Genomic DNA, 20,313 nt, shown 5'->3' on the forward strand with positions numbered 1-20,313 from the left:
GGCCATGCATACGCTCTGAGTTTTGCTCTCACCCATAGGTCTATGTTATATTAGTAGGCACGATTAATGGAACAAGACTGGGTAATTAAAGACTTAATTAAGTAATAGTTGTTAACCGGTATGGGCGTGCTGATCCTGCCGGTTTTTCATTTAAGGTCCCAGCATGACTGAGAAAAAGAGAGTAACTAACACATGAGTTTGCTAGAAGTTTCAAATTTATCAATGAGTTTTGCTGATAAAAATTTATATGAAGATGCGAGCTTCCAATTAGAAAAAGGGGAGCATCTAGGGATTGTCGGTCAAAATGGTGCCGGCAAATCGACGCTAATTAAAATTCTAACTGGGACTGTTTTGCCGGTCACTGGCAGTATTAAATGGCAGAAAAATTTACGCATTGGCTATTTGGATCAATATGCGGATATTCCAGCAGGGATGACCTTGATTCAATTTTTGCATACCGCCTTTGCTGACCTGTATGCGATTAATGACCGCATGCAGAGCTATTATGCTGACTACGCCACGTCAATGGATGACCAATTGTTGGAAAAAGCGGGGCGTTTGCAAGATGAATTGGCGGCCCAAAATTTTTATGAAGTTGAAACAGAAATTGAACGGGTGATCACCGGACTTGGCTTGAATGAGATTGGTAAAGATCATGTAGTTTCAGAAATGTCAGGTGGACAGCGGTCAAAAATTATCTTAGCTAAATTATTGCTTGAAAATCCAGATGTGATTTTGCTGGATGAACCGACCAATTATTTAGACGTGGCCCATATTCAGTGGCTTGAAGATTATTTAAATGGCTACGAGGGTGCTGCCTTGATCATTTCTCATGATTATGACTTTCTTGAAGCCGTCACAAATGCAATTTGCGATGTTTCGTTTGGTCAAATCACCAAATATCGAGGCAGCTTCAAAAAGGCGATGAAGCAAAAGGAAGAGAAACGAGAATTTCAAGAAAAGGCTTATGAGAAACAGCGAGTCGTAATTGAGAAAAATGAACGATTGATTTCAAAGTTCAAAGCCGGTTCTCACTCTAACTTAGCGAAGTCACGTGAAAAAATGCTAAACCGGATGGATCGCATTGATCCACCAGCTGATAATTTACGCGCTCGTTTTGATTTTCCATACCTAGACACTGGTTCACAAAATGCATTAGTGGTTCGCAAACTGTCTGTTGGCTATGAACATCCACTCTTAGCTCCGGTGACGTTTACCCTTGGTACTGCTCAAAAGATTGCCTTTGCTGGATTTAACGGTGTCGGAAAATCAACGCTCATTAAATCAATTCTAGGAACGCTTAAGCCATTAAGCGGTGAGGCTGAATTCTCTCCGTCTGCGAAAGTGAATTACTTTAGCCAAGATTTGGTGTGGGAGGATGATCAAAAGACACCGCTCCAAACAATTCAAGACCAATTTCCGACAATGTTGCCTAAGACCATTCGGACTAAACTTGGCGCAGCTGGAATTAATGCAGCCAACGTAATGAAGCCGATGAATTTATTATCTGGTGGGGAACAAACCAAAGTTAAGCTGGCAATTATGGAATTAACGCCCGCTAACTTTTTAATCATGGACGAACCGACAAACCATCTAGATGACGAGACTAAAGCGGCTTTGAGTGATGCTTTGCGCAGCTTTCGTGGCAACTTGATCATGGTCAGTCATGAAGCTGGTTTTTACGACGAGTGGATTGATGAAACCTTAAATGTGGAAAAATTAAGTTTAAGAAAATAAATGTGACGGCTCATATAATGAGAATCTAAAGATTGGTGAGGAAAAGCTGATGTCAGATTTAGTTGAAGTGCGTGATCAAACATTGTCATTAGATCAGGTAGAGACAAATACACGCTATATTAACTGTCAGTTCACCGTATCAAACTTACCGATTCGTTTAATGGATGTGATTTTCGAACGCTGTCAATTTGAACAAAGTAACTTTGATGAAGCTGAATTAGTACACGTTGAGTTGGACCATGTTCAATTAGTGAATACATCTTGGCGTCAGACGCGCTGGTACGATTGTCAGGCCAGTAACGTTCAGTTAGCTGGTGGCGACTTCAGCGGGGCAATATTCAAGCAAACACGGTTCACGGCTAGTAAATTGACTTATGCGAATTTCAGTGAAGCTCAGTTGACGAGTAGTCAATTGATCGATTGTGAGTTAAGTGAAAGTGTGTTTCAAGTCGTAACAATCAAACAAGGCTTATCATTTAATGGCTCACGATTAACTGATGCCGACTTTACTGAAACGCGATTAGCGGGGGTAGATTGGCATAATGCTGAATTTGAAACCTTGCGGGTGAGCGCTGATTTAATTAGGGGCCTGATTGTCAATGAATTTCAGGCGGCTCAGTTGATTGGTTTATTTGGCGTAGAGATTCAATCTTAGCTGTTTTAAAACAAGCCTATAGGTGACAAAGAAACCTCAATCTGAGTTCAAGTATAAACTCTGATCGAGGTTTCTTTGATTTGCTTTAGGGTTATGGCCGTTTAGACGGCCGAAAATCCAGAACTTGTAGGCTGATGACAAGAATTAAAATTGCGCCACTTAACATGAGAATCCCTAATCGATCATCGTGTTGAGCAATGAGTAGTCGGACCATTGCGGTGATGCCGACATAAATAAAATTATGTAAGGGGATTTTATGGCCCACGCGAAAGTAATCAACGACTAATGAAATCAGCTCGAAGTACAAGAAAAATGCGAGAACGACTTCGGCCACGCTGGCAAATGTTGCCGCTGTTTCATGAGTGGTCACCAACAAAGCTAAGTAGTAAAGTTCACGAAACATAAAAATCGTCAGTAGAAGGGCAATGAGGAGCATGCCACAGCTAAGAGCAAATTCGATGATACGAATGATGCGTTTGTCGAACATGGTCGTCACCTTCTCTAATGATTAAAACCTTTACACTTAGGAGTGTATCGATATCAGGTCATTAAAACAAGTCATTAGGATGAAGCAGTAACGTCAACTTTTGATGGGGGAGTCTTAGACTGGTAGCGGCCTAAATATTTCATAATGTTGTTCGCTATTGGCAACCTGAAATTCACGGGCATTTGCCTAGAATAGCACCGGTTGAGCCGATGCCCGCTATGCCCAGATTGGCCTACTGGCTGCATATAACTATTAGTTCTCCAAGGTAATAACTATTTTTATGACAAGTACATGGATTTTCGACAATCGTTTTCTGCATATTTGGGGCATCTAGCCTACTTAAATTTTTCATTAACTGGTGAAGCACGGATGCAAGTCCATTAGTCAGAGTGACTTTCGTTTCTGTGATAAACTTGCTATACTGAATGAAGTTTTTAATCAGTTTTTAATTTAATCAGAGAAGGAGTTTCATAATGACTGTAAAACATCATAATGTTCAGTTAGCTGGCGGTGCTAGTAGCGCTGATGAAGGCACGGCCGCGGTTAAAGACGATCTGTACTTAGGCGTCAATGGGGAGTGGCTGAAGACGGCTAAAATTCCTGCCGACAAACCGACCACGGGTGGGTTTGCTGATTTGGCCGACCAAATTGAAAAAACCTTGATGACTGATTTTGATGCGATGCTAAGCGGCGAGGTGGCGCCTAATAACGTGTTGTTAGCCAACTTCATTAGTTACTATCGTCTTGCTAGCGATTATGAAACGCGTGAAAAACTTGGCTTTTCACCGCTCCAACCCTTAATTGAGCAGGTGCAATCGTTGCAAAATTATCACGATTTACAGCAACAGCTAGTTGAGTTCTTACGTGACGGTATTGGCGATCCGTTTCCAATCGGCGTCAGTCCGGATATGAAGGACACCAAGCGCAACGCGTTATATGTTGAAGCACCGTCATTGATTTTACCGGATACGACTTATTATGAAGCTGGCAATGAGGCTGGTCCTAAATTACTTGAGGTCTTCCGAGCTATGATGAGCAAGCTGTTTAAATTGGCAGGCTTTGATGAGGCGACAACTAAGATGACCTTGGACCAGGCCTTAGCTTTAGATGCGAAGATGGCCGCTCATGAAAAGAGTAGTGAAGAAAAAGCTGATTATCCGAAAATGTACAACCCACAATCGCTGAGTGACTTTGCTCAATCCAGTTCTGTGATCAATCTGAAAGCGTATATTGATGAGGCCTTGGCCGGTCGTGTAGACCGAGTTATTGTAACCGATCCAAAGTATTATGCCGCCGTAGACGATATTATTAGTGCGGATAATTTTGCTGAGGTGAAGAGTTGGTTATTGGTCAATGTTGTCTTTAATTGGGCAGGGCACTTAACTGATGACGCGCGGGTTATTCATGGCGAATTTCAGCGAGCACTATCCGGCAGCAAGTCGGCTTTTAATCCACAAAAGGGGGCCTATTATCTCGCTTATCGTCGCTTTAACATGGTTGTTGGGGATTACTATGCACGAAAATACTTTGGCTCACGGGCCAAAGCAGACGTTACGCAGATGGTACACCGGATGATTGCTGTCTATAAGCAGCGTTTGGCGAATAATGATTGGCTAAGTGAGACAACGCGACAACAAGCCATCGTTAAGTTAGATACCTTGATTCCAAACGTCGGTTATCCCGATAAAATTAGTCCGCTGTACGCTAAATTGGTGGTGACATCAGCGAGTGACGGTGGAACATTATTTGATAATGCATTGAAATTTAGTCAACTGGCGACGCAAGATAATTTTGATCAAATTGACCAACCTGTTGATCGAACGATGTGGGCAGATATGGACCCAGCCACCGTTAATGCTTACTATGATCCATCGAACAATATTATTGTCTTCCCAGCAGCAATCTTGCAGGCACCGTTTTATAGTTTATCGCAGACCAGTTCGGAAAATTTTGGTGGGATTGGGGCGGTAATGGCGCACGAGATCTCACATGCCTTTGATAACAATGGGGCGCAATTTGACGAATATGGCAATATGCACAATTGGTGGAATGAAGCCGATTTGAAACATTTCCAAGGTTTGACGCAAGCCATGATCGATGAATTTGATGGCCTACCATTTGCTGGCGGTCACGTTAACGGTAAGCTGGTTGTTTCTGAAAATGTGGCTGATCAGGGTGGCCTGAGTTGTGCATTAGAAGCGGCTAAAGCTGACACCGATTTTGATGCAGTCGCGTTCTTTACGAATTGGGCCAAAGTCTGGTGCATGAAAGCTAGCGAAGCTTATGAACAATTGCTCTTGAATATTGATGTGCATGCGCCACACAAATTGCGGGCTAATGTACAGGCACAAAATTTAGCTGATTTCTATACTGCTTTTGATGTGCATGAAGGCGATGGCATGTGGTTAGCGCCAGCAGATCGCGTCCAAATCTGGTAAGTGACTAGCTGACGATGACAAACAATTGTTGTCGTAGAGCAGACATGCTAATCTGAATGCAGTGAATGAGTAAATTGGAGGAATTAGTCATGGCAGAACGTTTTTATGTGGAAGTTGCAGGTCACCGAACAGATTTTTCGGCAACCGCCCTTGAAGCAAGTGCGCCAATGTTATTACGATTACAGGTCAAAAATGGTGCCTATTTGGATGAAATTCGCAACGTCCTTACCACTGATGATGCGATCCTTATTTGGAAGGGAACGACCTTTGGTAAGGGTCAACTTGGTTTCACATATGGACCAGACTGGTTGCCAGGAGCTGTTTCTTCAATCGACGTCTATGATTGTAAAAAGGGCTAAATCAGTCTAAGCAAGTATTGGATTAATAATCGGACAGGCGACTTGCCCGTGTTCGTAAAATCCCCCATTTTCCGTGATGAATTTCGGAAAGTGGGGGATTTTTTGAGTGGCGTTATCTCCAAAGGATTGGCCAGATTATTCATAATTTTATAAAAAATAATTTACTTTTACTTATAAATAAGATAAACTGTCGATTAATATAACACGGCATTAACTTTTTAACTTTTATGATTGATGGCTAAGGAGGCTTCGCCAGATGACTAGATCAAAGATTATTAATTGTGATTTTCAACAAGGATATGTGACACGAGCAGTAACCAGTCGTTCACAAGTTGTTCGCGTCGTAAAACCAACGGTAACTGAGCTGTCGGAGCGTCAACTATCGTGTTTACAACGGCACCACCAAGCAACGATCATACCTCGCGGTTAACTGGCGAATATCGGCGGACCCTTGTATAATTGAAGTTACACTTTGTCGCGGGTAACGGATTAATTAAGGGGTTAACATGAACGCCACAGCACAAACAATTTTAAAAGAAAAATTCGGGTATGATGAGTTTCGCCCGGGACAAGCTGCCATTATTGATAAGGTGTTAACACATCAAAACGTCTTGGCGGTGATGCCAACGGGGGGCGGCAAGTCGCTATGTTACCAAATTCCGGCGTTGCTATTGCCAGGATTAACGGTCGTTGTATCGCCATTGATTTCTTTGATGAAGGATCAAGTGGATGCATTAGCGGAAAATGGGATTCCCGCGACTTTTATCAATAGTACGTTATCTTATGGCGAGATTGAGGGGCGTTTGCAACAAGCGGCAATGGGGCAAGTTAAATTAGTGTATCTTGCACCAGAGCGGTTAGATGATGAGCGGTTCTTAGCCGAGTTGAGTGATCTCAATATTTCACAATTGGCGATTGATGAGGCGCACTGTATTTCGCAATGGGGCCATGATTTTCGGCCAAGCTATCTAAATCTCATGCAAACTGTGCGACAATTTCCTTCGAATCCGGTGGTGATTGCCCTGACGGCGACGGCCACGAAAAAAGTGGCGCAAGATGTCATGACGCGACTTAACATCAATCCCGCCAACGAGGTAACGACTGGATTTGCGCGAGACAACCTCTCGTTTCAAGTTGTCAAAAACCAAAATAAAGAAGCTTTTTTATTAGAGTATTTAAAGGCGAACCCCAATGCGGCTGGCATTATATATGCTAGTACGCGCAAGGAAGTCGCCCGTTTGACCCAGTTGCTGGTGCATAAAGGCTTTAAAGCAGGTATGTATCATGCGGGAATGAGCGAGACTGAACGTAATCAAAATCAAGAAGCCTTTCTCTATGATCGTTTGCAAGTAATGGTAGCAACGAATGCATTTGGTATGGGAATTGATAAGAGCAACGTTCGGTTCGTTATCCACTATCAAGTCCCCGGTAATTTAGAAGCCTATTACCAAGAAGCCGGACGAGCAGGTCGGGATGGATTACCTAGTGAAGCCATTTTGCTTTATCAACCGGCTGATTTACAGATTCAGCATTTCTTTATTGATCAGTCAGAGATGGCCCCTGAATTTAAAACCCGCGAATACCTTAAATTACAAGAAATGGCCAAGTATGCGAATACGGAAGGTTGCTTGCAGCGCTATATCTTAGGTTATTTTGGTGAACAAGCTGTTGATTGCGGTCACTGTGGTAATTGCTTAGATAGTCGTGACCAAGTTGATGTCACACTCGATGCACAAAAAGTTCTGTCATGTGTCTTACGGATGCGCGAACGCTATGGTAAATCATTAATTGCGCAAGTGCTGACCGGATCGCGGCTCAAACGGATTCAAACGGAACATTTTGACAAATTATCGACTTACGGATTGATGAAAGAAAGACCACAAAAAGAGGTTGCCAATCTAATCGACTTTTTGACGAGTGGCGGTTATTTGCAACAAATTGGCGGGGAATACCCGACATTGCATGTCAGCAAACTAGGGGCCAGTGTTTTAAAAGGCAAAGCCAAAGTCTTGCGCCGTGGCGCCGTTAAAGCTAAACGGACTGTTTCAGTGGACGATGATTTGTTCGAATCATTGCGACAATTACGATTGAACTTTGCTGAGCAACAGCATGTGCCGCCATACGTTATTTTTTCAGATAAAACCTTACAGGCCTTTTGTGAAGAATTACCAGACAGTAATTTAGCAATGTTGTCCATTAAAGGTGTTGGCCAAAATAAGCTGGAGAAATACGGAGAAGCATTTCTCAATGTGATTCAAGAGTATCAAGAAGAAAATGCCAGTACGGCTGGTGCGAGCTAACCAGTTGTAGGTGGTCATTTTTGTCACGCAAATAAGTTAGTTTTAATCATCCTCAGCGTAGGAAAGAGTTGGCGGCAAAACCAAAATCTAGATTTCACTTCCAACCTAAATAGCTAAGACACAGGACATAAGTCAAGTGACTCTGCTTAAAATCTACTGGGCTAGCAGTATTAAGGATTCAACGAAATCCTTAATACCGCTTTTTCTTTATAGTGATGGTGTAGCAAAGACTGGGATTGCTTGGGACTCTTTGAGGCCGCGTTTAAAAACAGGCCCGCCGCATTCGTTTTAATTAATTTGCTCAAAGTACTCGGCCACCGTGTGTTTTAAAGGTTTAGTCACGAAAGCTTATCGTGAGGAGCTTTAAGAGAGGTAGGAACAATACGTAAAAGCTTCTTTCTGACAATGACCAGAATCAAGGACGTTACAGGCGGGACCATCTTTATTTATAGATTTCTTACGTCAGGTACGCGGGTCGCTAGCCCTGGAATAGGACCCCTCCACTGACCACTTTGCTCGTGATCAACCCTCAAAGATGACCGTCGTTTTTTTGCTTTGACGTCTATTCACTTAACGATGCTCGCTAATCTAAATCAACAAAAGGAACTGTTCTTATCAACGCGTTTTTGTTTATTGATTTTTAATGTGATTATTACGCTTTGGCCATTGTTAGATATCAAACTCATTTTTAAAAAATTTTGATCAATGTGACGCCGAACATCATGACGATTAGCCCAATCACTTTTAAAGGAACAATTGGACTGCGTTTTGCGCCTAGTAAACCAAATTGGTCGACAAGTAGTCCCCCAACAATCTGACCTAATAAAACAATGACCACAGTCAGACCAGTCCCAATAATGGGAACCAGATAAACGTTGCCCAGCACGAAAAGCGCCCCGATAAAGCCCCCAAACCAAATCCACCATGGTTCCCGTGCCAAAGCACCAGCTGGTAGGCGAAGTGAGTGATTCTGCCAAAGTACGACCACCAATAACAGCACGGTGCCGACAATAAAGCTGACATATGCCCCCTGAATAGGCGATTTTAATAACTGGCCGAGGTGGCCATTGATGGCTGTTTGGCACGCGGCGAATGTGCCAAATAAAATACCCAATAATTGCCATAACCAGCGGGTTGGCTCACGGCGACGTGCATCCGCTTCAGCGGCCCCCTGAAAAGTGGCCTTACGAGCCCGTTCAGGTAAAACGACCGCAAACACAATACCGATGATCATTAATAAGGTTCCCAAGGCCCTTAACCAGGTCAAGGCATGATGACCACTGCCAAATAACGCCAAGTCATCGATCACTAGACCAGCAAAAATCTCGCCGACCATTGGCATTAAGACTGTTTGGATGCCCCCTAATTTGGGAAATAGGAGAATGTTACCAGTTAAGTAAATAACGCCTAACACACCACCCAACCAAATCCACCACGGATGATTACTAAAAAAATTACCAGCAATCAGGAAAGAGTGGCCTGTGAATAACAACATGCAGGTCAGTAGAATCGTGCCCATTAGAAAAGAAACCAATGAAGCAAAATATGGCGATTTTAAAACGCCTTGTAATCGCGAATTGACCGCGGTTTCAATGGGCAAGGCAATACCAATGATGATGGCTAATGAAATGGCTAACATAAATTTTCCCCCGTTACACTAAACTCATCCAATGGTAACACGTCATTTGATGAGGATGAAAGTCGCGTGTGCATGTAATCAGGCTCTGAGATTACCTTTTCAAGGGATCAATAGGCTTGTCATTTTCAATTCAAGGACGATTGATGATATCTTTGCAAGATACTTTGATCAACGGAAATGTTACTTAAAAAGCGACAAAACAATCACTAATGCCAATCCATAAAAAAACACTGACCCTCAATTGAAGGCCAGTGCTTAATTAGTCATTAAAATGACCACTTTCAACGTCTTTGATAAACTTCGCTAAGTGATCGAAGTAAACGGGCGCATTATCAATCATGTGGTGGTGGCCACCATTAGGCGTGGTCTCCAGCCGAGCATGAGGAATTAATGTCTGCATCGTCTTGGCTGTTTCAACAGGCATGGTTTCGTGTTCGCCAAAGGTCAATAACGTTGGCACGGTGATATTGTGGAGCTGATCGCGAAAATGCCAGTCCTTTAACTTACCAGTCACGACAAATTCGTTATCGCCTTGGAAAGCATTGTAGACCGGGGTGGCCATTGTAGAAATTAGATGAGAGATGGCCGGTGGCTGTTTACGGTCAACGTAGCCTCGATTTAAGACATCTACGTCATCTTGATAACGTTTGTTGTCATAATCATTGGTCGCTTCGCATTGTTTCATGTAGGTGACTTCTTCAGCAGGTAATGCTTGTTCGCGGACTTGATTAATATGCGTGACATATTCATCAATTTCGTCCACCATCGATGAAATAATCGCGCCCTTGAGGTGGTCACCATATTTCACGGCGTATTCTTGAACCAATAATCCGCCCCAACTCTGTCCGATGAGATAGAAGTTATCGATCCCAAGCTTTTGCCGGACTTCTTCAACTTCATCGAGGAAGTATTCATAGGTCAAGTACTTATCGGCAGTAGCTTGATCCGAATAATCAGGTTGATCCGAGTAAAACGAACCAAGTTGATCGTACATGTGGACACTGACATTTAAGCCTTGTTTGCCTAATTCTTCGGCAAAATTTTCCCAGTATTCGTGGTTACCACCTGGGCCACCGTGCAAACATAAGAGATGAATGTCGCCAGTACCTTGGGTGTTTGTCCACAAATGATACCCATTATCGAGGGTCATAATCGTGGTGCCTTGTTTCATTAGGGTAGCCTCCTGATTTCAAACCATGATGATGGTGATTGAAGCAAAATAAGACCATGTTGGTTTGTTTTAAAGATAAAACGGTTGCACCGTTGTTATTAGTGTAGCACGTTTGACTTTTGCTGCACGAGACAAAAGGCACGATAATTTGTGCAAACTAGGATCAAGTCCGCTAAAATAATAGTAATAGCATGAGTTGAGAAAGGGTGACAAATATGAATGTTTGGGAGAATTATCGAGCCAGTTGGCAACAGATGTTTAACTATCACGGCAAGACTCGTCGTCGGGATTTTTGGGCGGCGATTATCGGGATGGCAATTGTGACGATCGTATTGAATTTGCTGCTGAGCCCAGCGCTAACGATGAGTACAGGTATATCGATGAGTGTACGCCTTATTTTAGACCTCTTTTTTATCGCCCAGTTTCTCCAATATCTCAGTCTTTCTGTGCGCCGGCTCCACAGTTTACGGTTGCCCGGTGAGTATCAATGGCTAATGCTTTTACCAGGGGTACATATGATTGTGCTGCACGCCTTGCCAGAAGCTGAACAAGATGACCGAGCACCGTGGTATCACATGGTTGATGCTGATAATCAGCCGACTTCGTTAGTTGTGGACCATCGCGGCTATGTTCACGGTATTTTGGGGAATGCGTTCGGGCATACTTGGCGAAACTTTTTCAATTTTCGTGATACAACTTCGCGAGGAAACTACTTATGGGCGCGAGTAGCCTGGGGCATTTTCGGCACCATTTATGGAATTTTTTTGGCAATGGGTCTGTTTATCAGCGCAGTGTTGACGTTTGGTCGGCGACTAAGTGAGGCCACGCTACTTGGGGCAGCACCAAATTGGCAAGGGATGGTCGGACCGCTAGTTCTATTAGTGGTGTTGGGCATTGGCTTGAGTGTGCCAGTCTGGTTGCCAAAGTTGGCATTGATGGCTCGACGATTGCATGATCAACAATTGAGTGCTGGTTGGGTGTTCCTGGCGTTAGCTGGTCGCATTGGCCAATTGATTCTATTGTTACTAACGTTATTGCCGGCCAGTCGAAAGCAGACCAAATATCCAGCGGCTGACGGTGGCGCGGTAGATGATAGCAACGGTGAACAAAAAGCAACGACAGCAGTCACACCGCAAGTTGAAATCTTTTATCCAGCCAGTATGACGACTAGCCAGAGTGCGGGTGCATCATCTATTGGCGGACTAGAACAGTCTGCCTCTCCGGCTGTGTCATCGGCAAGTGAGCCACACCATGATGATCAAGCATAAACGAACTAGGTATGGCCAAATATTGATTCTTCTATTAGCGGTATTACTGGTTGGTTGTGGGTCATCAAAGAAAACAGCTCACTCGTCTAATCATCAGCCAACGCCAGTGACCGATTTGAAACTGTCGGTTGGGCATTCGATCGATGCATTGCCATTATATGTGGCGGCGCAGCAAGGATATTTTACCGCCCATCACTTAAATGTCACATTAATGGTTCAACTCAACGCCAGTGAACGGGTCAGCGCACTTCAAAAACACCAGGTTGATGGCGCCGTGGTTGGCGTGCCTGAGCTAATGTCGGCTAATTCGACTAAGGCCGCTGGACAAATAGTGAGCTTGACGACGAATTACGTGACGATCATGACGATTAATGATGAGGTTACGTCGCTGGCCGATTTAAATGGCGGACGAGTGGGGGTTGTCGCATCATCAACGGCTGCGTATGCCACTACGCAGTTATTAGATCACGCAGGACTGACTGATACTGTAATGATTCAAAACTATGCGAATGAAGCAGAGCTATTGGCTGCTTTAAATACCGGAGCTGTGACAGCGGTTAGCTTGCCAGACCCGGCGGCGAGTCAGTTGCGACGCAATGGTGCTCGTTCGATTGCCCAAACTAAAGCCGGACAAGCCAACACAGCACTAGTGATAAATCAAACGATGCTAGTTCATCACTCGGATGCTATGCGCCAATTCATGCTCGCCTATAATCAAGCCGTTCGTTGGTTGAATAGTCACCCTAATAGTCTTGATTATCAGATGATTTTGACAAAAAAACTCGGTTATCCTGCGACGCAAGTATCAGCATTGGCGTTGCCGCGGTTTCAAACGGCTAACGCTGTCTCTGTCCAAACAATAGATGAAATGCATGATTGGCTAGCCCAAACGCAACCGGATCTAAAATTAGCGCCGAGTGCAGCCTACCGTAGTCCGTTATTGGCACCGAAAAAATAAAAATGAGGCTATTTAGACATGATTAACGTGTTAAACTTCGTCACGACCTTTGCCGTGGCGGTATATGGGATTTGGATTATTGTGACTGCTCAGTTAAAAAAGTCACGGCCGGCCCAACAATTCCAACTGTGGTTGCTATTGGGTGGAATTTTAATCTTATGCCAGGTGTTGTTCACCAAAGAACGTTTACTGGGTGTTTTATTGCTACTGAGTGGCTGTATTGTCGTTTCAATTGTTGAGTATTTAATCGATCGTCAAAACCACGACCAGATTAATTGGCGGGTGCATATTTTGCGAGCATTAGGTGAATTGGTCCTGATTGTGTGGGCTTGGTTCGTTGGCTAATCAATTTGATCACAATCAAGACTTATATCACATTAGGTTGCAATGGTTGGCGTTTTATTCAAGGTTACGACACGTTGTTCGTGGCATTGCTAATGGGCATTTAATTCGCTCTTCTACATTAGAGCCATTATAATAAGAGGAGGAATGATTGAACTGCTAGAGGAGGTCCAACCATGCGTAATTATCGACGATTATGGAGTGTTTTAGTCGCGAGTACGGTGGCCTTGATTTTGGCGTTTGGGTTGTCTCGACCGATGCTGGCTCAGTGGCTTATTACGATCACTGGAGTGCTGATCGCATTATTAATGTTGTGGGATATGATTCAGACCTTAAAAGAAGGTCAATTCGGAATCGATTTATTAGCCATTACAGCGGTAGCTGCGACATTAGCGGTAGGCGAGTATTGGGCTGCCATGATCGTATTATTAATGCTAACTGGTGGAGATGCATTAGAAGATTATGCCGCCCACAAGGCTAAACGAGAATTGAAAACATTGTTGGATCAAACACCAACTAAAGCTCATCGTAAGATAAAAAATGAATTTGAAGATGTCAGTGTTGATGAAGTTAAAATCAATGATGTGTTGGTGGTCAAACCTAGTGAACAAGTTCCAGTCGACGGTCAGGTGCTTAGCGGAGTAAGTTTGGTCAATGAAGCTAGTCTGACGGGTGAGTCAACACCGATTGAAAAGCATGCTGGCGCAGAACTAATGTCGGGTACGATTAACGGGGATGCGGCTTTGACAATGCTTGTCACCAAAGTGGCCGCAGATAGTCAATATCAGGGGATTGTTCACTTAGTCCGAGAATCTGAAGCAAGGCCAGCACGATTTGTTCGCATGGCCGATCGTTATGCAGTACCTTTCACTGTAGTGGCCTATGTGATTGCTGGACTCGCTTGGTGGTGGTCCGGAGATCCGGTTCGTTTTGCGCAAGTCCTAGTCGTTGCTTCACCGTGTCCGCTGATTTTGGCGGCACCGATTGCGTTAGTCTCAGGAATGAGCCGCACTAGTCGTCACGGAATCATTGTGAAATCTGGTACAACATTAGAGAAGTTAGCCAAGGCTAAGACGTTTGCGTTTGACAAGACGGGTACGATTACGAGCGGTTGTTTGAGTGTTAAGCAGGTAGAAGCGTGCGCCCCATGGACTGCCGAACAAGTCCTACAACTGGCAGCTTCTGCTGAACAGCAATCGACGCATATTTTAGCGCGTTCATTGACCGCTGCCGTGACAACGTTGCTGCCTGTGAAAGATGTTAGTGAGGTGACAGCGTTCGGTGTCTCCGCAGTGGTAGATGGGCATCGAGTGAAAGCAGGAAAAGCAGCTTTTGCTGGAGCGTCAACAAAGGTGGACAGCACAGCGATTTATGTCAATATTGACGGAAAATACGCTGGTGTTATTAGCTTAGCCGATCATATTCGACCGGAAGCATCTACAACGATGAGTATGCTGCACCGATTAGGTGCCCAGCGATTGATGATGATTTCAGGAGATCAGCAAGCAATTGCAAATCAAATTGCCGGGCAAGTGGGCATTGATCACGTGGATGCTGAGAAATTGCCAGCCGAAAAAATTGCCGTGTTGGCTAAATTAACACCCGCGCAGCGACCGGTTGTGATGATTGGTGACGGCGTTAACGACGCCCCGTCATTGGCCATGGCTGATGTAGGAATTGCCATGGGCGCCCATGGAGCAACGGCTGCCAGTGAATCTGCCGATGCGGTCGTGTTAAAAGATGATTTAAGTAAAGTCGCAGCAGTGACACTGATTGCACAGGATACGATGGTCATTGCGCGTCAAGCGGTGCTGATTGGAATTGCGATCTGTACGGGCCTGATGGTAATCGCTAGCTTTGGACTTATCCCGGCCATTTTGGGGGCATTGTGCCAAGAAATTGTCGATACGGTCACAATATTGTATGCGCTTCGTGCTCGTACTGGTCGTCGTGTTGTACAGGCCTCCGACACGAATGTTAAGTCAGGTGAAACAGTTGCTAAGTCTGAGCCCTCATCACTAAACGTCGTGGAATAATGATATTAAAGCGAATAAGTTGCGTGTGTCAGTATCACAAATAACTCAAGAACGGGACATAAGTCGGTAAGTGACGAGCACTAAGAGCGAACTGCGAATGATGATGGTTTATTCATCGTTGGCAGTTCGCTCTTAGGCGGTGTTGCTTGACTTATGTCCCGTGTTTTGGCTAGTTAGATTGGAAATGAAATTTAGATTTTAGTTTTGTCCCAGACTCTGGGTTATTTGGGTTGTTTTAATTAAGTCAAACAATGGCTTTATTTAAAGGGGATATCGACAAAGCTTTGATCTAAGACAATCGAATAGCGCAGATCTTGATTGCCGCGAACAGTCATCCCAAAGTCTGTCGCATAGACTACGAGTCCGAGTTGATGGCCTACAGGTAGGTGATAGAAGGTTGGCTGTAAACTGATATCGACATCGTAAAACTGATTAGGTTTTAGCTCATCGTTTTGCCAAGGATGTTGTCGATTTTGTAGATTGATGTGTCCTTTAGTGATCATCTTGAATGGTGTAGTGTGATTGGCCAGCGTGAATTCACGCAGTGCATCCTCACGCCAACGATAACCTAAATCTAGACCATGGGCGTTTAACGTCGTTGGCGAGACGTTGAAGCGCTTGGATTGGCCGTAGTCGACGAGTTGAAAACTCAAAAGGCCTAATGGCTGGTTAACAGCCACTGAGACATGAACGGCGACATTGCCGTCGATGGTGCGGTCTTTGGCGAACTGACTTGTCTTCATTAACAGGCGCGCATCGGCTAAATTGTTCTTGCTGTCCGTCAGTAAGTCTTGCTGCCACTGCTCGTTGTGATCTCGATATTGATTGAAGACAGCCTCGGGTAAATGATCATTAAATGATTGGGCACTGTGCGTGGCGGGAGCATCCACCAAGGCGTCATTGGCAAAGAAGTAGCGTTGCTTGGATACACTTGGTTCCGCCCAGTCTTGATAAGATGTCCAGGTCTCTGGCGTCAGATTGTCTTGAATCAAAACATCAGGTAAAACAGTTGTAGCGCCATTATCAAGACCGTATAATTCATGACTCAACCACAAATTCATCATGTCCGTGTAGTCTAATGATCGAAATGCATTGATGTAGATATGTTGGCCTTGATGGAGGATGATCTTTTTAGTGATCGGTAGGCCCCGGAGTCCAGCCCATAGACGCTCAACATTATGCGGTTTGACATTCCAGTCATTGAGGCCGTGTACCATAATGATGTCGGCCTTGATCTGACTGAGGTTCTTTCGGTAATTACGTTCATCCCAAAATCGATTGTAATTGCCACTTTCTCGATCCATGCCGGCTTGTAAAGTCGCTAGTTCGGCGTCAAAGATCGGCTTAATTCGGCGATAATCGGCAGGCGCCAACATTCGGCTAAAAGTTTCGACTGCTAAGACATCTGCATCTTCGCCGGGAAAGCCACCAGGTGCAACGACTAAACCATTTTCTCGGTAATAGTCATACCACGATGAAATCGCGGCTTCAGAAATAATCGTCTTTAAGCCATCAACGCCTGTCGTCGCAGCAGCTGTCGCTAAAGTACCCAAATAAGAACGTCCCGTCATCGCGATACTGCCATTACACCACCAAGCTGTGATGGCCACCTGATCCGTGCGATTTGTAAAAGCTTTTCGTGATCCGTTAAGCCATTCAATGATTGCTACCGTGGCCTGCGTTTGCTCAACAGAACCACAAGTTTGGACGCCGTCAGAGTCTAAGGTACCGATGCCAGCAGCGTAAACGGCCGCAAATCCGCGAGCCAAGAAGTAGTCATTTAAGGTATAACTAGCTTCGCGGCCAAATGTTTCCGCTGCGATTGTCGTTTCCGTATTGACGGCACGTGGCTGAGGCAGCGTATCGGCTTGATCGGGTTGATAAGCGATATCCTCATAGCGCGTTTGATCTGGCGTTTTAGCCGTTAAAGCCACATTGACATTATGGGTCATGCTTTCACCAGCTTCATCATTGGTACCTTGGTTATAAGGACTGGCGGTATATAAGACCGGAATTTTAAGACCAGTATTGGTATCTGCTGGTCGGATGATTTCCGTTTTTAACAAGTCAAGTTGTCCGTCATGATCGGAATCGACGCTACTTTCAACATAGACAACTTCACGAATGAGGGTGGCAGTGTCAAAAACGGGTTGTGCTTTGCCATTAAAGAATAATGGTTTTTGGTCGGTGGGTAATGTATAAAAATTAGTGAAGTAACCATTGGTCGCTAAGTGGTCTAAGTAAGTCTGACCTGTTTTAGTATGGGTGGTTAAAAGGAGATACCAAGCGGCTAAGACATCTGCTTTTGTCCACGTGACTTGTTTACTTTGATGAAGGGGTAATTGAATCGTTCGCATCGCCGTCAATGGATCGGTAAGGTCAAAATCAACATCAACTGAAAAGCCTAATAATTGCAAGGCAACGCGGTAAAAGACCGTTGCAGTGACCGGCTTTTCTTGATCAAGCCAGTTGCTAAGGTCTAACGTTGGCGTTGCTAGGTAGTTGGCAAGCTTTTCATCAAATCCAGCACCAGTTTTGACGGATAGAAAGGCTTTTCGCAGCAGTAAACGGTAGGTGAATACACCGTTTGTTGCTTTAGCGATTGGCTCATCGTAAAAACGAATTTGTTGTAATTCATCGATTGCTGTTTCTAGGTCAACATTTAAACGAGCAAACTGATTATTTTTCATCGAAAAACTCCTTCACCGCATCATTTTTATCGTTCATTATACCGCTTTCTTTTGCTGTGCATAGGACTCAAAGCGGTCATGATTCTCGTTTATATAACAAATCACGACCGACATAGTCGCCTCATTTGAAAAAACAGCTGGATACGGCGTTCCAGCCGAATACTCGCAAAGTTCAGGTTGGCTGACAAGTGAGTAACATTGTAAAAGTTAATCTAGATATACTTTTTAATTGACAGCAACACTTATTTTCAGTAAGTTTATTCTAGAGATAAAATCGAGGAGCTTCTGCGATGAAAACAAGAATGTCGAGTCAATTGAAAGTCTGTCAATCGTCCCAATTAGGGGCTTGTTTTGATTTGACGTTTTTGACAGTCGACACTTGTAGGCGGTAGTAAACGTGGAATTGTGACAGGTCCGACCAAGTGATTCACTGGTTGGACTTTTTTATTGCCATGAGCTAAATCGATTGATGATCGTTATTTTTTGGAGGGGTAAAAAGTGCAAAGAAGAAAATTGACACGGATTGTTGGATTAATCACCGTTGCGTTAGTCGCAACGGTGACATTAGTGGCATGTGGTCAACAAACTGCTACGAAATCAAAGAATAATTTTCGTGTGGGGACAGTTGATGCATTGGCCACGTTGAATAGTAGTCGATACTCAGATATTAGTTCAGGAGAAGCCATTCAAAACGCGATTGAAGGGTTGTATCGCATTGACGCCCAAGGCAAACCAACATTAGCGGGCGCTAAGTCGTTGAGTGTTTCTAATGATCAACGCGTTTATACGTTCAAATTACGTGAAAATAAATGGAGCAATGGGGATCCGGTCACTGCCGCCAACTATGTTTATGCGTGGCGAAAATTAGCTGATCCAACCACTGGTTCGCCTAATGCCCAAAATATTGATCCGATTCAAAATGGTCAGGAGGTTCGTTTAGGTAAAAAGCCCCTAAATGAGCTTGGTGTGAAGGCCTTGGATAAACACACTTTGCAGGTGACGTTGGCTAATCCCGTGACCTACTTTAAAGAATTATTGACGACCGCCCCTTATGCGCCGCAAGACGAAGCTTACGTAAAAAAGCAAGGGAAGGATTATGGCACGTCTTCTCGTCACGCCATCTATAATGGACCGTTCAAAGTAACCGGATGGACGGGAACCAACGACAAATGGACGTTTGTTAAGAATAATCAGTATTGGGACGCGAAGGCCATCAAGATTGATAAAATTTCGATGATGACCATCAAGTCCGAAAGCACGGCTGCCAATTTATATCAGTCAGGCAAGTTAGATTTCATTGATCTTGATAACGAGTATGTGAAGCAATATAAGGGTCGTAGTGGTTATCATGTTCGCAAAATTCCAGCGATTGGCTATTTGAACTTCAACACAAAGCGACCAGCAACGGCTAATGTGCATATCCGGCGCGCCCTCGCAACTGGGTTTAATAAAACGCAATTGACGAAGGATGTGCTTCAAGATGGTTCGACACCGTTAGATGGTATTGTGCCAGCCAATTTTGTCACTAATGCAGCAGGCAAGGATTTTCGGGCCTACAGTGGACGTTTAACGCCTTATGATCCTTCCTATGCGCGAAAAGAATTTAAGGAAGGCTTGAAAGAACTCGGGCAGAAGAACTTGACGTTGGAATTCTTGTCAGCGGACACGCCGGAAGCGAAGGCGGTAGCTGAATTTATGCAGAGTTCCTACCAAAAGACATTGCCAGATTTGAAGATCTCTGTGCGTGAAGTACCATTAAAGCAACGTTTAAACTTTGGTCATAATTACCAATTCGATATTATCTATGGGATTTGGAGCCCCGACTATCAAGACCCATACCAATTCATTACCGACGGTGGCGCCTATCACCTGAATACAGATTACAAAAATCCAACGTTCTTGAAGGACGTCGCGGAAGCGAACTCAACTTACGCCACCAATCCAACAAAGCGTTGGGAAGTGTTGAAGGATGCGGAACATGAAATCGTTAAAAACGATGCTTTCACTGCACCGGTGTTCCAAGGCGCCTACGCATACATGCAACGACCAAATGTTAAAGGATTAGTCATTGATCCGAATGGTACTGCCCTATATTTCCGGGATGTTTACATGAAGTAAGTCTGTGAGTCGATACAATTAGATGAGTGATCTGCTGAGTAAAGCTCGGTGGATCACTTTTTGAATTTTCGTTGCCAAGGAGTGCACCGATTCCACATTGTCAGCGAGATGGTTG

The 20,313-nt window shown here is 44.2% G+C and carries 15 protein-coding genes; 11 read left to right on the forward strand and 4 right to left on the reverse strand.

Going from position 1 to position 20,313, the window contains the following annotated elements; translation table 11 throughout:
* The first annotated feature begins 192 nt into the window (after nucleotides 1–192).
* Together ACYQ0Y_RS08020 and ACYQ0Y_RS08025 are read left to right on the forward strand one after the other, a co-directional pair.
* On the forward strand, nucleotides 193–1,737 hold the full coding sequence (locus ACYQ0Y_RS08020) for an ABC-F family ATP-binding cassette domain-containing protein (RefSeq protein WP_407883119.1): 1,545 nt from the start codon (nucleotides 193–195) through the stop codon (nucleotides 1,735–1,737).
* A gap of 49 nt (nucleotides 1,738–1,786) precedes the next feature.
* Nucleotides 1,787–2,392 carry a pentapeptide repeat-containing protein gene (locus tag ACYQ0Y_RS08025; protein WP_407883121.1) on the forward strand — a complete coding sequence of 202 codons (606 nt, stop codon included), beginning with the start codon at nucleotides 1,787–1,789 and terminating at the stop codon, nucleotides 2,390–2,392.
* A 91-nt stretch (nucleotides 2,393–2,483) separates the two neighbouring features.
* On the opposite strand, the gene ACYQ0Y_RS08030 is transcribed toward ACYQ0Y_RS08025, so the two are convergent.
* On the reverse strand, nucleotides 2,484–2,879 hold the full coding sequence (locus ACYQ0Y_RS08030) for a phosphate-starvation-inducible protein PsiE (protein ID WP_407883123.1): 396 nt from the start codon (nucleotides 2,877–2,879) through the stop codon (nucleotides 2,484–2,486).
* Nucleotides 2,880–3,352: 473 nt separating this feature from the next.
* Between ACYQ0Y_RS08030 and ACYQ0Y_RS08035 the strand changes: the two genes are divergently transcribed.
* The 4 genes from ACYQ0Y_RS08035 (at nucleotide 3,353) to recQ (ending at nucleotide 7,976) form a co-directional block, all read left to right on the forward strand.
* Nucleotides 3,353–5,317 (forward strand): M13 family metallopeptidase, encoded by a 1,965-nt coding sequence (locus ACYQ0Y_RS08035; RefSeq protein ID WP_407883125.1) that lies wholly within the window; start codon nucleotides 3,353–3,355, stop codon nucleotides 5,315–5,317.
* A gap of 89 nt (nucleotides 5,318–5,406) precedes the next feature.
* On the forward strand, nucleotides 5,407–5,676 hold the full coding sequence (locus tag ACYQ0Y_RS08040; RefSeq protein ID WP_407883127.1) for a hypothetical protein: 270 nt from the start codon (nucleotides 5,407–5,409) through the stop codon (nucleotides 5,674–5,676).
* Nucleotides 5,677–5,932: 256 nt separating this feature from the next.
* Entirely contained in the window at nucleotides 5,933–6,106 is a 174-nt protein-coding gene (locus ACYQ0Y_RS08045; RefSeq protein WP_407883129.1) for a hypothetical protein, read from the forward strand.
* Between the two features lie 76 nt (nucleotides 6,107–6,182).
* Complete coding sequence (recQ, locus tag ACYQ0Y_RS08050) at nucleotides 6,183–7,976, forward strand: DNA helicase RecQ (RefSeq protein ID WP_407883131.1); 1,794 nt, start codon at nucleotides 6,183–6,185, stop codon at nucleotides 7,974–7,976.
* A gap of 688 nt (nucleotides 7,977–8,664) precedes the next feature.
* On the opposite strand, the gene ACYQ0Y_RS08055 is transcribed toward recQ, so the two are convergent.
* Complete coding sequence (locus tag ACYQ0Y_RS08055; protein ID WP_407883133.1) at nucleotides 8,665–9,615, reverse strand: DMT family transporter; 951 nt, start codon at nucleotides 9,613–9,615, stop codon at nucleotides 8,665–8,667.
* 259 nt (nucleotides 9,616–9,874) lie between these two features.
* Nucleotides 9,875–10,786, reverse strand: coding sequence for a proline-specific peptidase family protein (locus tag ACYQ0Y_RS08060; protein ID WP_407883134.1), 912 nt, complete (start codon nucleotides 10,784–10,786; stop codon nucleotides 9,875–9,877).
* 215 nt (nucleotides 10,787–11,001) lie between these two features.
* On the opposite strand from ACYQ0Y_RS08060, the gene ACYQ0Y_RS08065 reads away from it, so the two are divergent.
* The 4 genes from ACYQ0Y_RS08065 (at nucleotide 11,002) to ACYQ0Y_RS08080 (ending at nucleotide 15,390) form a co-directional block, all read left to right on the forward strand.
* Entirely contained in the window at nucleotides 11,002–12,054 is a 1,053-nt protein-coding gene (locus ACYQ0Y_RS08065; protein ID WP_407883455.1) for a DUF805 domain-containing protein, read from the forward strand.
* A complete protein-coding gene (locus ACYQ0Y_RS08070) occupies nucleotides 12,038–13,012 on the forward strand; it encodes an ABC transporter substrate-binding protein (protein ID WP_407883136.1) in 975 nt (324 codons plus the stop codon). Before ACYQ0Y_RS08065 ends, ACYQ0Y_RS08070 begins: the two co-directional genes overlap by 17 nt.
* An 18-nt stretch (nucleotides 13,013–13,030) precedes the next feature.
* Complete coding sequence (locus tag ACYQ0Y_RS08075; RefSeq protein WP_407883138.1) at nucleotides 13,031–13,357, forward strand: hypothetical protein; 327 nt, start codon at nucleotides 13,031–13,033, stop codon at nucleotides 13,355–13,357.
* A 173-nt stretch (nucleotides 13,358–13,530) separates the two neighbouring features.
* A complete protein-coding gene (locus ACYQ0Y_RS08080) occupies nucleotides 13,531–15,390 on the forward strand; it encodes a heavy metal translocating P-type ATPase (protein ID WP_407883140.1) in 1,860 nt (619 codons plus the stop codon).
* Nucleotides 15,391–15,647: 257 nt separating this feature from the next.
* Here the strand turns inward: ACYQ0Y_RS08080 and ACYQ0Y_RS08085 are convergent, their stop codons facing one another.
* Nucleotides 15,648–18,080 (reverse strand): Xaa-Pro dipeptidyl-peptidase, encoded by a 2,433-nt coding sequence (locus ACYQ0Y_RS08085; protein ID WP_407883142.1) that lies wholly within the window; start codon nucleotides 18,078–18,080, stop codon nucleotides 15,648–15,650.
* Nucleotides 18,081–18,578: 498 nt separating this feature from the next.
* On the opposite strand from ACYQ0Y_RS08085, the gene ACYQ0Y_RS08090 reads away from it, so the two are divergent.
* Nucleotides 18,579–20,198, forward strand: coding sequence for a peptide ABC transporter substrate-binding protein (locus ACYQ0Y_RS08090; protein WP_407883144.1), 1,620 nt, complete (start codon nucleotides 18,579–18,581; stop codon nucleotides 20,196–20,198).
* Nucleotides 20,199–20,313 lie beyond the last annotated feature (115 nt).

The sequence above is a fragment of the Furfurilactobacillus curtus genome (assembly GCF_054657915.1).

Coding starts and splice junctions, on each gene's coding strand:
- ACYQ0Y_RS08035 (WP_407883125.1), top strand. CDS start 3,353: ATGACTGTAAAACATCATAATGTTCAGTTAGCTGGCGGTGCTAGTAGC.
- ACYQ0Y_RS08055 (WP_407883133.1), bottom strand. CDS start 9,615: ATGTTAGCCATTTCATTAGCCATCATCATTGGTATTGCCTTGCCCATT.
- ACYQ0Y_RS08085 (WP_407883142.1), bottom strand. CDS start 18,080: ATGAAAAATAATCAGTTTGCTCGTTTAAATGTTGACCTAGAAACAGCA.
- ACYQ0Y_RS08040 (WP_407883127.1), top strand. CDS start 5,407: ATGGCAGAACGTTTTTATGTGGAAGTTGCAGGTCACCGAACAGATTTT.
- recQ (WP_407883131.1), top strand. CDS start 6,183: ATGAACGCCACAGCACAAACAATTTTAAAAGAAAAATTCGGGTATGAT.
- ACYQ0Y_RS08070 (WP_407883136.1), top strand. CDS start 12,038: ATGATGATCAAGCATAAACGAACTAGGTATGGCCAAATATTGATTCTT.
- ACYQ0Y_RS08025 (WP_407883121.1), top strand. CDS start 1,787: ATGTCAGATTTAGTTGAAGTGCGTGATCAAACATTGTCATTAGATCAG.
- ACYQ0Y_RS08030 (WP_407883123.1), bottom strand. CDS start 2,879: ATGTTCGACAAACGCATCATTCGTATCATCGAATTTGCTCTTAGCTGT.
- ACYQ0Y_RS08065 (WP_407883455.1), top strand. CDS start 11,002: ATGAATGTTTGGGAGAATTATCGAGCCAGTTGGCAACAGATGTTTAAC.
- ACYQ0Y_RS08075 (WP_407883138.1), top strand. CDS start 13,031: ATGATTAACGTGTTAAACTTCGTCACGACCTTTGCCGTGGCGGTATAT.
- ACYQ0Y_RS08080 (WP_407883140.1), top strand. CDS start 13,531: ATGCGTAATTATCGACGATTATGGAGTGTTTTAGTCGCGAGTACGGTG.
- ACYQ0Y_RS08045 (WP_407883129.1), top strand. CDS start 5,933: ATGACTAGATCAAAGATTATTAATTGTGATTTTCAACAAGGATATGTG.
- ACYQ0Y_RS08060 (WP_407883134.1), bottom strand. CDS start 10,786: ATGAAACAAGGCACCACGATTATGACCCTCGATAATGGGTATCATTTG.
- ACYQ0Y_RS08020 (WP_407883119.1), top strand. CDS start 193: ATGAGTTTGCTAGAAGTTTCAAATTTATCAATGAGTTTTGCTGATAAA.